This is a genomic window from Myroides profundi, assembly GCF_000833025.1.
Classification (GTDB): Bacteria; Bacteroidota; Bacteroidia; order Flavobacteriales; family Flavobacteriaceae; genus Flavobacterium; species Flavobacterium profundi_A.
Map to the genome: position 1 here is coordinate 1,203,522 of NZ_CP010817.1, position 16,581 is coordinate 1,220,102.

General features: G+C 32.1%; 9 protein-coding genes. 7 read left to right on the forward strand and 2 right to left on the reverse strand.

The window, feature by feature from the left end:
• The first annotated feature begins 75 nt into the window (after positions 1-75).
• Entirely contained in the window at positions 76-441 is a 366-nt protein-coding gene (locus MPR_RS05425) for a hypothetical protein (RefSeq protein ID WP_041890008.1), read from the forward strand.
• Positions 442-485: 44 nt separating this feature from the next.
• On the opposite strand, the gene MPR_RS05430 is transcribed toward MPR_RS05425, so the two are convergent.
• Entirely contained in the window at positions 486-1,013 is a 528-nt protein-coding gene (locus MPR_RS05430; protein WP_041890010.1) for an NADPH-dependent FMN reductase, read from the reverse strand.
• A 925-nt stretch (positions 1,014-1,938) separates the two neighbouring features.
• On the opposite strand from MPR_RS05430, the gene MPR_RS05440 reads away from it, so the two are divergent.
• From MPR_RS05440 to MPR_RS05465, 6 genes are all read left to right on the forward strand, one after another.
• On the forward strand, positions 1,939-3,066 hold the full coding sequence (locus MPR_RS05440; RefSeq protein WP_041890016.1) for a phage tail-like protein: 1,128 nt from the start codon (positions 1,939-1,941) through the stop codon (positions 3,064-3,066).
• Positions 3,067-3,111: 45 nt separating this feature from the next.
• The gene (locus MPR_RS05445; protein WP_041890020.1) at positions 3,112-6,354 is read left to right on the forward strand and encodes a DUF8202 domain-containing protein; all 3,243 of its coding nucleotides are present in this window, start codon (positions 3,112-3,114) and stop codon (positions 6,352-6,354) included.
• 13 nt (positions 6,355-6,367) lie between these two features.
• On the forward strand, positions 6,368-6,907 hold the full coding sequence (locus MPR_RS05450; RefSeq protein WP_041890022.1) for a phage tail-like protein: 540 nt from the start codon (positions 6,368-6,370) through the stop codon (positions 6,905-6,907).
• Positions 6,908-7,460: 553 nt separating this feature from the next.
• Positions 7,461-8,861: a phage tail-like protein gene (locus tag MPR_RS05455; protein ID WP_235280569.1), complete on the forward strand. Its 1,401-nt coding sequence runs from the start codon at positions 7,461-7,463 to the stop codon at positions 8,859-8,861.
• Positions 8,862-8,882: 21 nt separating this feature from the next.
• A complete protein-coding gene (locus MPR_RS05460) occupies positions 8,883-11,411 on the forward strand; it encodes a phage tail-like protein (RefSeq protein WP_041890026.1) in 2,529 nt (842 codons plus the stop codon).
• A gap of 69 nt (positions 11,412-11,480) precedes the next feature.
• A complete protein-coding gene (locus MPR_RS05465; RefSeq protein WP_041895200.1) occupies positions 11,481-14,087 on the forward strand; it encodes a phage tail-like protein in 2,607 nt (868 codons plus the stop codon).
• A gap of 125 nt (positions 14,088-14,212) precedes the next feature.
• Here the strand turns inward: MPR_RS05465 and MPR_RS05470 are convergent, their stop codons facing one another.
• Positions 14,213-16,339, reverse strand: a complete 2,127-nt coding sequence (locus MPR_RS05470; RefSeq protein ID WP_041890029.1) for a M3 family metallopeptidase — start codon at positions 16,337-16,339, stop codon at positions 14,213-14,215.
• Positions 16,340-16,581: the final 242 nt, after the last annotated feature.

Below are 16,581 nucleotides of genomic sequence, written 5' to 3' on the forward strand. Positions count from 1 at the left end.
GTCTTATTTACTCATTCTTTTATTGAAGTAAAGAATATTAGTATAAATGTATATCTTTAAAATAAAAAAGTGAATATGGGAGAAGTTAACTATGTAATAGATGGATTAAAGAAAGTAGATAATAGTGTTACTAAAACAACATTTAGTAAGTTTTCTAGTTGGATTAGATTTAAAGTAGGATATAGAGGAGTAAATGGACAGTTTACACTGACGTACTCTCAATTAATGTTTAGCTTTAATAGAGCAGGAGGTGCTGTAGAGTATAGGGTACTACCATTAAAACAAGTAATCTCTTATTCTATCACAGAGATAGATAGTCAAAAATCGCAATTGATATTATGGTTGCGAACAGGAGAGCGTATTCAATTGAACTTTAGTGGAGAAGATTTAAAAGAAATCATTAAAACCTTTTCTTCTATATATAATAATATGAGTATATAAAGTAAAAATCCCTACAAAGCTTTTGTAGGGATTTTTTTAAAGACTTAAGAAAGTTGTTGTTTAAAACTATTAATTTTCTCTGTTAATTGAGAAGCTAATTCAGGTGTATTAATTGTTCCATTGCTAAAATTATCTTGAAAACTAGGTAATGAAAACTGACATTTTATATTCCCTCCAAAGTAAGGAAATATACTTGAAGCACTATCCATGACAGATTGTCCTCCACGCGGCCCAGGTGATGTAGATAATAACATCATTGGTTTATTCTGAAAGAAGTTTTTCTCCACTCTAGAACCCCAATCAAATATGTTTTTAAAAGCAGTACTAAACGTACCGTTGTGTTCTGCTAATCCTATAATAATAGCATCAGCTTCTATAATCGCTTGATTGAAATCTAATGCTTGTTGAGGTACTCCCTGGTTATTTCTGTCTTGAGAGTAAATAGGCATCTCGTAGTCATTGATATCTAAAATATTAATGTTATGTCCTTCAAATTGGGTAGTTACGCTTTTTACTAATTCTAAGTTTATCGAAGTACTGCTATTGGTAGCAGCAAAAGCTAATATATTCATTCTATTTGTTTTTCTGTTTTGATAAGACAAAGGTATTTCAGGAGAGATAATTAATACTTAATCTAGAATAAGTTTTTCAGAAATAGGGAGAAGGGTAGTCAAATTTGTACTATTAAGTAAGAATTTAAAGTATAAGATATTTGATAGTCAAATAATTGATTTCTTTAATTTTTTCTTATTATATAGAGGATTTTAGTAAGTGAGAGTGTGAAATGTAATTGTATAAATTATAATTATTATAAATAATGTTAAATAAATTAGCGTTTTTTAGTCTTAGTATAAATTTTATGATAGTAGTAAGAATACTTTACCAGAGCAGAGGTAAAAGAAGGGTTTTAGCGTTGGGATTAGATGTCAAAGGACAGTTTAAATTAACGTTGGATAAGTCAAATTGGAAGGTAAAAGGTAGTTTTTTTTCTGTGATAATATAATATGATTCTGAAGCAAATCATATTAGCGTTTTATTTTCAACAAAGTATATGAAATGCTTTTTGAAGTGATAATGAATCTTGATTTTTCAATTGAAGGACGATAAATATGATTTTTGAGACAAAAAACTATAATAATAAAATGTTTTTGTTATAAAAATTATAATTTTTAATAAACACCTTGTTTAAGGTATATGTATAATAATTACATTTTTAGAGCTTTTTTGTATTGATGAAAAGTTATGATTAGTGTGTTTAATTTGTCATTTATGTTGAATATACTGTTAGGGTATAAATATTTTTAATAATATGTTTAACTGTTGAGTGTTTATAACTTTTGTATTGTTGTTTTTTTGTTTATTTTTGTTAATTTTTTATTTGTTTTGTTGTGTTTTATGTAGAAATATAATTTAGATTGTATTTTAATTTCAAAAACATGTTAGTATTTGTATTTTTGAAAGAGTATTTAGGTTGTAATTAATAAAAAACACAATATAATGAAAACACCACATCTACTTATGTTGATAATATTTGCACTTGGAATAGGAGCGTATGGTCAAACGGGTATTGGAACTCAAGTTCCAAGTAGTTCTTCTGAGTTAGAGATTAGCTCTAAAGATAAAGGAGTTCTAATTCCACGTCTTGAATTAAAAAACATTAAAGATAAGTCTACTATTGTTGGAACAGAGTATCCTGAAAGTTTGATGGTTTATCATACAGGAACTAAAGCTATGTTAGCGGGATACTATTTTTGGGCTGAGGATCATTGGAATGCCTTAGTTTGTAATACTACTTTAGAGCACTATATCAAAGAAATTGCAGATCCGAATAGTGTTACGATTACATATGATAAAGGAGACTATATTTTTAAATGGATCAATAAGGATACTAATACTGAAGAGACAATGAAACTTAGTGAGGTTATTAAGACGTTCGAGTCTTTGACATCATTATCTACGGTGTATGATGAGGGAGAGGCTGTAGTGGTATATAAACCTGAGCGAGGTATTGAAAATAAGGTGAAGTTGACAGAGCTTTTAAAAGGAAGTACTGTGTTTACAGAATATATAGAGAGTTTTGTTCCGTCTGCTGTGAAAGAAACAGTTACGAATGTAACTCGTTATAACAAAGAAGGAGTAGAAGAGAATATTCCAAATGTACCTAGTGCAGGTATGATTTATTATAAATATGTGAATGAGAGTTCTATTCCGCAATATATTACTGTATCTCAAGATGTTAGTAACAACTTTAAGACTATTGTTAATCAAGCTGAAAATACAGAACATATAAAAAATATTGCAAAAACAATAAAAGGGAATGATAATTTTTATTCAACTGTTAAAGAGGAGATTATAGGGAAATGGGATGAAAAAGATGTGATGCGATATATAGTGAAGTTAAATAAAACTACTTCTTTTACTTCTGTTGAGTTACCAAAGGTAATCTCAGGTCTAGTAGTAGATGCTAAATTGATTAATGAGAGTAGCAATTCGATGACTAGAGGAGTGATTAGCAAACAAGTCAGTGGGACAAAGACAGTTTTAGCTATTGGTACTGCAGGTACTATTATTCAGAATAACCCAGCTGGTAACTATTATGTAATTGTTGAATATATAAAAGAATAAAAGGGATTTTGTCTTTTTATATTTTAATTAATTAAACTAGAGGATATGTATAAATATTTATATAAGATTTTAGCCCTTTTATTTTTAGGATTGACAAGTATGTCTTTATTTGCTCAAAGAGAATACCCTGGAGGAGTAGGGAATGTACAGCTTTGGTTAAAACCAGATAATAGAATCAAAATGTATTCTTCTAATGAAGTTGATGAATGGGCAAATGCATCTGTAACTACTGATAGCCATTTGAATATGACTTTTAGTGCTGTAAGTCAGGCAGGAAAGCAAAGGCCTGCTTTATTAAAGGGAAGTTACAAAATGAACTTTAATAATGCATTGGTGTTTAATGGTAGCCAATTTTTAGCTACACCTCTTGGTATTAGTGGATTTGTTGATGGATTGACTGTTTTTGGTGTATATATTGCGGAAAAAGGTAAGAATGAGAAAAGGATGTATTATATGGGCTTTGGAAGTACTGACCCTTCATCTAAATCTACAAGAAGACCTTCTATTGGATTCAGTCCAAAAGAAACGGGGGGACGTGTACGTCTTACTAGTGCTAGAGATGGACATGGTGGATATGAGATCAATACAACAGCTCTACAGACTACTTATGTGCCAGAAGGAGCAACTAATTATGTGACTTTCAGGTTTAGTGGAACAGAATATTCATTAGATAGTAAAGGAAATAAATTAACAGGAGCAGCTAAGGGAGCTTTAAAACCAGATGAGGGAGTTATTATTGGAGGAGCGAGTTTGACTTCAGGGTTCTTTATGGGACAAATAGGAGAAATTATTGTTTATAATCGAAAGTTAAGTGGAGCTGAGACAAGTAAAATAGAGAGTTACTTAGCAACTAAGTATGGTATTACATTAGATAATGCAGCTTATATGTCATCTTATGGAAGTGTTTTCTGGCCATGGGGGCGAACAGGTTTAGGGTATCATAATAATGTAGCAGGTATTTTTAGAGATGATGCTAACACGAGTATTTCTGTATCTCGTTCTACTGCTTCAGGGGCAGCTTTGACAGTAAATACTATAGGAACAGAGTTTGAAGTCGGACTTGGGGTAATTCAAGAGGAACCATTAAATAGAGATAATTCTGCAATCTACTGGGGAACTAATATTGGCCAAGGATATACTTCTACTAAAGTAAATGATCATGGATGTGGATATAGTGAGATATTAGATGAAAAATTTTGGTTATTTAGGAAGACTAACTTAGGAAGTACTATAGTAGAAGTGAGAGCAGGTGGAGAAGATTTTCCTTATAGTGGTCAAGGGTATGATGTGAAAATGTTGGTAGCTAAAACAGAAACTGATGCTAGAAATCAAAATTGGCTAACTGTTATTCCTGGCCAATATATAGGAGGGGAGCTTGATGAGCATTTGTTCAGATTGCCTATTAATAGTGACGAATTATATATAACTTTTGGAGCAGATGCAGCTATAGCACAATGTGATGCTTGTACTACGAACGAAACAGGATTGTTTAATTTTAGTTCACGTCAATGGACTGCTGGATTAAAAAGTGTATCAAATTTAGCAGCATCGAATGGATTGAAATTTGATGTTACATATAAGACGTATAGTAATGGTAAGGAAACCCCTTCTATGCAAGCGTCAAAATATCCAAGAGTGTCTAATGGAACTCTTTTAGAGTCTAAATTTAGAGGAGTAAAAGGAAGTGATGATAACTATTCGATTACGAATATTACATTTAAAGATGGGGCTACTTTTGCTAAATTCAAAATTTATGGGATAGATAAAACTAATACAAGCACCGATATGGTAGAGGTAATAGGGTATTGTGGTAATACGACTTATAGAGGTGTAATTTCGAGTAGTTCTAATAGTAGTAAAAAGACTTTCTCTGTTGGTGGTGGTATTGTCACAGGATTAAAACGTTCTAGTATTTCGAATAAAAATGGGGTAGCAGTTGTTACTTTTCCGCATGAGGTGACAAGAATAGAAATAAAACATAAAATTCATTATAGAACTAAGTCAAGAGGATATCAAGGAATTGCCATTGGGGATTTGGAGTTAAATTGTCCAAGACCTGCATCTCCTAATCCAGATGGAATAGAGTTTACATTACAAGCACCACCAAAGGTGGTATCATGTAGTGATTTTGAGTATACATTTAAAGTGTGGAATTATTCATGTGATCCTCGTTATGTTAAGATTGAGGATGAATTACCTGAAGGAATGTTTTGGGTTGATGGTGGAGTGATGTCAACAGAAGGTGCTTTTAGTGATGCGATCTTTAATAATTATGAAGGAACCAGAAAATTAGAGATAAATAAGGTTAAATTAGACCCTATGACTTTTACTACAATTACTGCAAGGGTACGTTTTAAAGATGATGCTGTAGCAAAGATCTACGAGAATAGAGGGAAATTGACATATACAAGCCTTAATGAGAATAAGGTACTGACTATAGAGAGTTGCGATTACAATAATTTTACATCATGTACATCTACTAAAGTTGAAATGATCTATCAGCCCAGAGTATTATCTCCTGAAATAAGTATTGAGCCTGTTTTGAATAAATGTTATAAAGAAAATGGCCTTATTACAATTAAGGCTAAAGTAAAAAACCCAAATCCAACTGTTACATTTGCTGATTTGAGAATTATGTTTATGTATCATGAAGACTTTAGATTTAATAAATTTCAATCTAATCTGGGACAAGGAATTATAGAAAGTGAAGAAGGAATGCACATTGTCGAAGGCTTAAATATTAATGGAGGAAGTACCTTAGAATTAACATATGAGTTACAGGCATTGGATTTCTTAGCAATAATAGAAGCCGCAACAGGAAATAAATACACTAAACCTAGTGAAGTCCCTGATGCAGATATTGCTCAAGTGGTTGATTTTGGAGCAAGTATTGAGTTAATAGGAAATTCTGAGGATGTATGTATTAATTCGAGCTTGGATGATGCGTATACTGTATTAGATCCAACAATTCCGTTCTGTGGAGGTAGTTTAATTTGTTATTACCCGGGAGTAGAAGGTAGTATAGTAAAGAAAAATGCTGATTTTGTTATCATGACTAGTTTAGATCGTAGCAATGGAGAGCTTTTAGCAGAAGATGGTATAAATGCAATTCTTTATTTAGAGTCTAAATCTAAAGGATTTGTCCTTACTCGATTAACTGATACACAGATTAAGGCGTTTTCAAACCCTATAGCAGGGATGATGGTTTATGATACAACTAATAAGTGTATGAAGTTGTACAATGGTAAAATATGGGCTTGTATAGTGCAATCATGCCCTGACAATTAAAAGCAAGAAGAAAATGAAAAATAAGATTTTTTTTAGTTGTATTTTGTTTTGTGTGGGTATTATCCCTTTATCTGCATGGAGCCAACAAGTAAATATTGGGAGTAAAGATTATTTTTTATCTCCAAGTTCTATACTAGAGTTTCCTGATAATGATACCCGAGGAATAGTTTTACCTAAGATTAATAGTGCTCTTGCGACTAGTGCAGTGGAAGGAACATTAATTTACGATGTGGTAGATAAAAAAATTAAGTACTCTAATGGTATAAACCAATGGGTAGATTTATCGATTAATACAGGTGAGGTAAATATAATAGCACAAGATAAATTAACTGAAGTAGCAAGTGCTAAGATTTTAATAGGAAATGACCCTTCTGTGGCCATAGATGGAGTTCTTGTATTAGATAGCCCAAGTAAAGCATTGGTTTTACCTAGAGTAGAAAGCCCACATTTAAACATAGTTTCTCCACCAACAGGTACGATAGTCTATGATACAAAATCAAATATGATTTGTGTTTTTAATGGTAAGGAGTGGGCTTTTTGGACAGCAGAGTAACCTGTCAGTAAAAGATAGTATTGTTTAAATTCTGATTGTTTTGATTGACGAAACACGAAAGTGTGATTTTTTATAACGCAATTTTTGAGAAGAGTTACCTTGTGATGAGGTAACTCTTCTTTTTTATGGAAGTTTTAAAATTATAGAAGCATATAAGAAGGGGCGGTTATGTTAAATAAGAAGAAGTGAAAAAGTAAATAATACTATTTGTTTGCGAGAGGTGTTTTATTGTAAAAGAATGAAAATTACAGTTTTTTGATCTGGTTTAAAATATTTTTTTTTGATGTATTTATTGTTTTATTGTAAAATATTGGTTTTTTTTATTGGTGTTTTTGGTATTTTTTTAACTATTTAGTTGTTTTTTTTATTAAAATAAATAATTTTTATTGATTGTTTTTTAGTTATTCTGTGTATTAATTTTTGTTTATACAAAAATATATATTTGTTGTTATTTTTTGTGTTTATTATTTGTAATTGTTTGTAATTTTATAAAAAATAATTAAGATTCAACTATAAAAAATACAATAAAATGAAAAAACCACATTTTCTTATTATGATAATTTTTACACTAGTTAGTAGTGTGTATGGTCAGACTGGAATAGGAACCCATTTGCCCAATAACTCATCTGAATTAGAAATTTATTCTAATAATAAAGGAGTTTTGATCCCGCGTATTGAATTAAAAAACAGTACAGATAAGTTGACAATAGTAGGAACAGATTATCCAGATAGTCTAATTATATATCATACAGGTACTAAAGATATGTTGGCAGGTTTTTATTTCTGGAGTGGAGATAAATGGAATACTCTTGTTTCTAATACAACTTTGAATCACTACATAAAGGAGATAGCTGATCCGAATAGTGTGAAAATTATTGAGGATAAAGGTGATTATATCTTTACCTGGATTAATAAAGATACCAATGAAGAAGAAACAATGAAGCTTAGTGAGGTTATTAAGAAATTTGAGACCTTAACTACTTTGACTCCTGAAGAGATAACAATGTATGTTTATTTAGAACAAAATCCTGTTACTGGTGAAATGATGGAGGTGCATGTAGATAAAGAAAAAGAAATAGATCCTAATGCTCCTGTTGTACCTTCTTTATTAAGAACCTATAAAGCAAAGAAGTTTGTATATAAAAACGAACAGGAAGATCTTGTAGATATTAAAGGGAGCGATTTGTTTGGCGGTATTGGAAGTGATGGAAGTCCTTCTGGAATAGAAACAGTAACATCATTAAAGCTAGAAGATGATTATAATAGTAAAGGGAAAGCATTAGTGTATAGTGATGAAAATAAGGATATAACAACTATATATGTAGCTGATATTTTTACTAATTCAGAAACGTTAACTTCATTAAAAGCTGACATTAATACGAAGCAATTAATCTATACAGATGAATTAAAGAGCCCTACTTTTATTTCGTTTAATCAGATTGCTCAAGAGCCTTGGTACGTTGTTAATACAACAGAACAGGCTACTAAAAATAACCAAGATATCTACATCAATGGTTGGGTAGGAATTGGGTATTCTGAAAAGTCTGATTCAGCTAAAGTACCTAATGAAAAATTGAGAATAAATGGTAGTATAACTGCTACGAATAGCTATTATGCAGACTATGTATTTGATAATTATTTTGAAGGATATTCTAATTTAAAATACGATTATAAGTTCTATGATTTAACTAGTTTAGATAGATTTATTAGAACGAATAGACATCTACCAGGTATAACTCCTATTACAGATTTAGAGAAAACAGATCTAGGATACTCATTTAATGTATCTGAATTATCTATTCAGCTATTAGAAAAGACAGAAGAACTCTTTTTACATGTTATTGATCAACAAAAAGAACTGAATAAAAAAGGATATCGCATTGAGAAGTTAGAAACTGAAATGAATGAAATGGCTAAACGCTTGCAAGCGTTAGAAGCATTATTAGTAAAATAGTAATCATTAAAAATAATATTGATGGAAATTAAAAAACTACATATCGATTCGTTTCATTCGGTTCTTTTGATTATGATTCTATTTCTTGTAAATGCTTCATTGTCTTTTGGACAAAATGATATGACGAAGTTAAAAGATGGTTCTGTTGCAGGTGTGACAAATGCTACTGCTGCTCCATATTCTATCTTAGAATTGGAAAGTGTTACGAAAGGTTTTCTATTGCCTAGAATGACCACCGTTGAAAGAGATAAAATTAATATTGACGATAAAGTAAGAGGAAATGGACTTGTTATTTATAATACAGATAATGATTGTATTAACTATTGGAGTACAACAGCAAATAAATGGCTTAGTGTATGTGGAACATTACCTCCTGCAAAATTAACATTAGACTGTTCTAAGGTTTATTTAAATTCGAGTGGAGCTAAAGAATTAAAACAAGGCCAAAGTCTAAGAGATACAGATGTTTTATACATTACAATTAATGTGGTAGAAACAGGATCATATAATATTAGTGCAGTAACAACAAATGGGTATTCTTTTAGTAAATCTGGAATATTCGAAACAAAAGGAGTTTATTCAATTGCATTAGAAGGATTTGGAACCCCATTAGATCCAAATGAAACACCAGGAGATCTAGTTAGTTTTATGATAAATGGTAAGAAAGATACGACTTGTACTTCTATACATATTAAAGTGAAATCATCTGCGTTAGATTTTAAACTTGTAGAACCTCAGGTAGTTGATGTTGCTTGGTCAGCTTATAAAGGAGTAGCTTTAAATGCAAATGATAATAAAATTAAAGTTCTTGTAGATGTGACAACGGTAGGGTTCTGGAGAGTACAAAGTACAGAGACTTTAAATGGTATTAGTTTTAGCGGATCAGGAGAGTTTACACAAGAAGGGAGAGCGGAGATATATTTATATGCACAAGGAGTTCCAATAAATGTTGTAAATAGTACTTTTAAATTTACTACCAATTCAAAGAATAATAAAACATCTAACGTTACAGCTGAAGTAAAAGTAGTTCCTACTAGTTTTGAATTAGTATGTAATGCTAATGAAATACAAATGAGAGGAGAATATAAAGAAGATACTTTTTTAACTAAGAGTAACTCTATATTACTTCCTTTAAAAGTCTTAGCGCCTGGTATGGTTGATATAGAGTTAAATGGAATAATAAAAGGAACAACAGATACTCCTGTGAAATTTGTTGCACCAAGTACAACCCTGACTTTTAATGGATCTGATAATGTACAATATGTAACCTTATATCCAGAGATGAAAAATGGACAGTACGTGAAAATTCCTGTAAAAGCAAAAACTATTGAGTTTACTACTATAACACCTAATTCAGGAGGAGCTTTCTGTTCTTCTTTTCCAGTTATAAATGTAGTGGAACGTTCTAAGAATTATACATTTGATTGTTCTAGTGCTTTTGCTTTTTCAAATGGACCTACTAGTAGAAATAACAATTTTTTGGTAAATACTCCTTTACAAGCAGGTAAACATGGTATTGAAGTAAGTGTAAATGTAGGGTATGCAGAGAATTATACAATTAAAACAAATACTGTTAATGGTGTTTATTTTACAAAAACAGGTGTCTTTACTGATTCGGATAGAATAAAAGGAAAAGCAACAGTGACTTTAGATCCAGTTGGGGTATTTACTACAGGAGGACTGACAGTGTTTAATCTTATAGCAGAAGGATTAGATTCTAATTCGTCTCTGTGCTCTGTAGTAGCACAAGTAAAAGCACACGATATAGTAGTATTGTCTTTAGGTGGAACAAATTACGGTGCCAATAGTAGTACTGTTTATGCTGGAGGAGCAATTCTTAAGAGTAGTACTAATTTTGGCCCAATGGGAACAGTAAAAGTGAATTCGGTGAGAGTATTAAGTACTAATGCTCAAGGAGCTGATCTAGATAGATTCATTGCTTCCAATAATGTGGATATTATTATCAATGTAATAGGATATAATTTTACTAGAACAGAAACACAAGATGTATTAGTTGCATTTGTACGTGATAAGAAAGGAGTATTAATCATTGGAGATGAGAGCACACCAAGAACATATACTAAGAATGTTATAGAAAGGTTAGCGGGTTTAACAGTAGGAGGTAGTAGTATTAGTGTGTCTAATAATTATACTATGCTGAATCCTGTGTTGTCTTCTGCAAATAACGAATCGATTATAAAAGGACCTTTTGGAGATTTATCTGGTAAGGTGATGGGGAATGATGCACATAATGGATGGTATTACTCTAATTTGCCAAATAGTTATGTTCCTTTAGTTTCAAAACAAGGAGATGTTAATTCTATTTGGGCTATGAAGCATCGTGATTTAGGGTTTGTGTTTGTTGGAGATGGCGGATGGTTTATAGGGAAGAAAGATTATAAGAATCTATCTATATTCCCTTCTAATTTTGATAGTCAAGGTGTTCCTAAACCGAAGAATTATGCAGATAATGGTGTTGTTTATAATGCTGTTTTATATGCTAATACGTTGGCTTGGGCCATTGATTATGTTATTGAACATAAAAAGTAATCCTTGTTAATAAGAATTATAAACTAGGGAAGAATAATTTCCCTAGTTTTTATCAAAAAAATGAAGTTTATGATACAACATATAAGTTTAAATAAAAGCATCAGAACTGTACTGTTGATTCTCCTTTTCTATGTGTTAGGCCCAACTCAGATAAGTGTAGCACAGGTATTGACAGAAAAAGGTACCCAAATATCAGATGATTCTTCTTCTGATGCGTTAAATCCATTGAACTTTAGTCTTTTAGAATTAAATTCTAAAGAAAAAGGTTTTTTATTGCCTCGTATGTCTACAACAGAACGTATGCGGATTCCTAGTCATGAATTACTAGGCGGAATGGTTATTTATAATACAACAATAGAGTGTGTTGAATTTTATAACACAAGTCGTCAACAATGGATGAATGTTTGTGGGGATGTTGGTCCTGCAACATTTATTATACCTGATGATAAGTGTAGAGCAATAAAGATTACAGGAGACTATATTGAAGGTGTGTTTTTAGATTCTAGAAAAAATGTTATTACAGTCGATGTTAGTGTTAGTATACCAGGGGCTTATGAAATTCAGGCTATTGCTTATGATAATACGGGGAAGGAGAATGGTTATAGCTTTTTAGCTAGTGGTATTTTTCCTCAAAAAGGCGATTATACTTTAGTTTTAAAAGGAAATGGAACTCCTGTAAAAGGATATGAACGTACTAATGGGGTTTCTGGCGGAAAGGATACGATTAAGTTCTTTCTGAATAAGAAACTAGCAACCTGTACACTTAATAATGAAGTAGAGAAAAGAGCGTTGACTTATGATATAATTAAAGTAGAGCAGATTGGGAACTTTTATACAGGAGTAGATTTAAATGACGTTAAAACTACGGGGAAAATGCGTGTTACTATTAATAATATTTCTCAAGGTGGAGTCGTAACAATTACCACTCCTACTGTTAACGGGATTTACTTTAAGAAAACAAGAACATTGACATCTCAAGAAGTTAGTAGTAAAACAGCTATTATTGAATTGGATGGTTATGGTACTCCTACGTGGCCTATGCAAACTGATTTGGATTTTATTAGTAATTCTTATGTCAAAGTTGAACAAGGTGAAGCACCAAGTGTATATCCATATTTTGCAGTAATTTCGAAGGTTGAGGTTATTATTGATTGTACTAAAGTGACCTCTGGTGGAGAGTTTTTAAAGAATGAACCATTAACTACTTCTCATAAAATTATGGTACCTGTTAAGGTTATCGCCACAGGTAGAGGAAAAGTAAGAGGTGTAATTGAAATTAGTTCAACTCAGACACAAAAGATAGAGTTTGAATCTGATATAGTTGACTTTAAGTTTAATGTCGCTACGAATGATATTCAGATGGTAGAGATGAGACCGATTGTTAATACAGGAAAACCTACGGTAGGAGGGACTACTTTACCTATGGTTATACAAATGTCTTCTCAAGGTATAAAAGAATATAATCCAACTGCAAGTAATGAGAATATTGTTAGTGCTAGTTGTGTATATAACTTACCTGTCAAATCTAAAGAAGCAGTGTTGAAAATTTATTGTTTTCCAGGCAATCAACAAGTATTCGGTAAGTATAGAGCTGGTACACCACTTAATGCCTCAAATTATGTTACTATAATAATGGAGGTTGTGGAACCTGGCGAATATCATATTGTGACGAATACTGTTGATGGTATTTACTTTGAAGCAAAAGGAGTTTTTACAAAGAAGGAGATTTTTATAGATGATACAGCTTTTGTATTATATGGAAAAGGAACACCAACAAATAATGATAAGAAGACTATGATACTTAGTATGCCAACAAGTGTAGGAGCTTCTACTTGTAGTTTTGATGTAACATTAGCATTGTCTTCAAAGAAAATGTTGACTTACTCGAATAAAACTAGTTTTGGTTACGGTTTTGATAGAGGACATTCTAAAGCTTTTATAGATAGTCCAAATAATTTTGGATCTTTACCTACTAGCACAGTAGCTATGGAGGGAAGTATTACAGTGATCGTTAATAATGATTCGTCGATTAATAATGTTGCCTCTGAAATAAATACTTCTAACCCAGCTTTAATCAGTATAGGTTATAATACAAGAATGAATGAGACTGCAGCTATAGCAATAGCAAACTATGTTAGGTCAGGAGGGGCTCTTTTAGCAGTAACAGATGCAAATGATAATGCAAGTACTTATTATTTATTGAATGCTGTATTAGGCACAACTAATATTAGTACTGTAAATATAGGTACTCGTTCAGGAACTATTTGTTCTATTCTTAATGTTGATGATCCAGTTTTAAATGGACCATTTGGGGATATTCGCAATAAAAAATTAGGAGATGATGCTACAACAGGTATAGCTATAGAACCAAACTCTTTAGGAAGAGCAATAAATGATATAGAAGTACTGTCTAGAGATTCGAATGGTAATATTTTTGCATTTAGGCACAAAGAACTTAATTTTGTGTGGGCAGGAGATGGTGGTTTTAACTCACAGAGTGGAACTAGCGGAGCTATGGGAAGTGATAATATTTGTCCTTTTTTAGTAGATAGTAATAATAGACCTATAGGTAAGTCAGGATACGGAAGAACCCCTTCTTTAACGAATCAGACAGTTTATAATTCACAATTTACAGCTAATGCTTTAGCTTGGCTGTTTAGTGTTACAACAAAATAACTTTTATTTACTTTATATAGCTTATCACTACGTTATCAGTGAGAAGTTTTTAATATAGAAATATTAGTTCAGTAGTAAATGTATAAAAAAACCCTCCATCTGGAGGGTTTTTTATTCAATTTCAATTACTTCTTCGTAAAACCAGAGTACTTTAATAAAGCATCTATTGTAGGGTTTTTACCTCTAAAGTCTTTGTATAATTTGTCTAATGGAACAGAGTTTCCTTTAGATAAAATCTTATCTCTAAAGATTTGACCATTCTCACGAGTCATACCACCGTTTTGTTCTAACCAATCATAAGCGTCGAAGTCTAACATTTCTGACCACTTGTATGAATAGTATCCAGCAGCATATCCACCTCCGAAGATGTGGCTAAAGTAAGTACTGCGGTATCTAGGAGGAACAGTAGGTAAGTCTAAACCATATTTAGCTAAAGCCTCTTTTTCAAAAGCTAGTACATCAGTGATGTTCTTATCTGTAGACACAGTATGCCATTCCATATCTAATAGAGAAGCACCTAATAGCTCAGTCATGCTATAACCTTTATTGAATGTTCCTGCATTCTTCATTTTTTGAACTAAAGCATCAGGGATTACTTCTCCTGTTTTATAGTGTTTAGCATAATTCTTTAATACAGAAGGTTCGAATGCGAAGTGCTCGTGGAATTGTGAAGGGAATTCTACGAAGTCACGTGACACACTAGTACCTGATAGAGTAGGGTAAGTTTGATTAGCAAAGAACCCATGTAATGCATGCCCGAACTCGTGGAACATTGTGATTACATTATCTTGTGATAATAGTGTAGGTTGACCTTTCGCTGGTTTTGGGAAGTTACCTACATTGTAGATTACAGGAAGTCTGTTTAATAATTTAGACTGACCTACGATATTACTCATCCATGCACCACCGCGTTTAGAATCTCTTTGGTAGTAATCTGTGTAGAATAACCCTACTTGACTACCATCCTCATTGAAGATTTCGTATACTTTTACATCTTCTTGCCATACAGGGATATCTTTGCGTTCCTTAAAGCTCAGACCATATAATTGTGTAGCCATATAGAACACTCCGTTCTCTAATACACTATTCATCTCAAAATAAGGCTTAAGCTCATTTTGGTTTAAAGCATACTTTTCTTCTCTGATTTTTTCAGCGTAGTAGTTCCAGTCAGCAGCTGTTAGCGTGAATGGATCTGCTTCTTTATTAATTAATGCTTGGATATCAGCTGCTTCTTCTTTAGCCGCTCCTACTGCATAAGGACTTAGGTCTTTCAGTATTTTAGTAGCATTACTAGCATTCTGTGCCATAGAACCTTGTAGACTCCACTCTGCATAGTTATCGAATCCCATTAACTTAGCTTTCTCAGCACGTTTTTTTACTAGGGCTAGGATAGATGCTTTTGTATCATTATCATCTCCTTTTTCAGCTCTTACCCATGCTTGATCGAATAGTTTCTTTCTAGTTTCTTTATTGGTCAGTTTATCTAGATCTGGCTGTTGTGTAGTATTGTTTAATGCGATTACATAACTACCATCTTCTTGTTTGATAGCATTAAGTTCATCATCTGATAATCCAGTTAGTTCTTCTTTAGTGAATTTAACACCACCTTGTTTAGTAGCTGCTAATAATTTATCCCCAAATTGATTATTTAAGGTTGCAATATCTTGATTCAGCTGCTTTAATTTCTCTTTATCTTCAGCAGATAGATTAGCACCTGATTTTTCGAAGTCTTCATAGTATACATTTAGTAGTCTATTTTGCTCTTCGTTTAGATTAAGTGAAGCTTGATTGTCATGAAGCTTTTTAATGCGTTGGAACAAGCCATCATTTAAGTATATAGCATCTCTATGACCAGCAAATTTTGGTGCCAATTCTGAATTAATTGCTTTAAGTTCATCATTAGTATGAGCTCCTGTTAATAGCCCAAATACAGAACTTACTCTATCTAGTAATTCACTAGAGCGCTCTAGTGCTTCTAAAGTGTTTTCGAAAGTTGGTTCTTCTGTATTCGCTACTATTTTGTCGATAGCTTCCATCTGACGACGCATTCCTTCTAATAAAGCAGGTTTAAAATCTTTGTCTTTAATTTTGTCAAAGTCTGCTGTATAGTATGGCAATGTACTTTCGTTAAAGAAAGCATTACTTTCATTCCAATCTCCTGATGAGGCAGCTTCGTTCTTTACTTTGTCACAAGAAATAGACAAAATCGATGCTCCTGCAACTACACCAAGTACGGTCTTTTTGATTTTCATAAATATTAAGGTTACTGTTAGATTTGTCCAAATATAAAGATTTATGTGTGATCCAACGAAATCTGTTCTATACATTATACCGCCTTATAGTAAAGGATAGGTAAGGAGAGAGGATGTTGATTCAGTTGTATAACCTTGTTTCTAAATGAAGTGATATAGGTCTGATGGAGCTTATAGAGCGATATTTTATAGAGTATTTAAGGTATATTTATACTTCTTTTTTAGATAGATTATTTATTTTG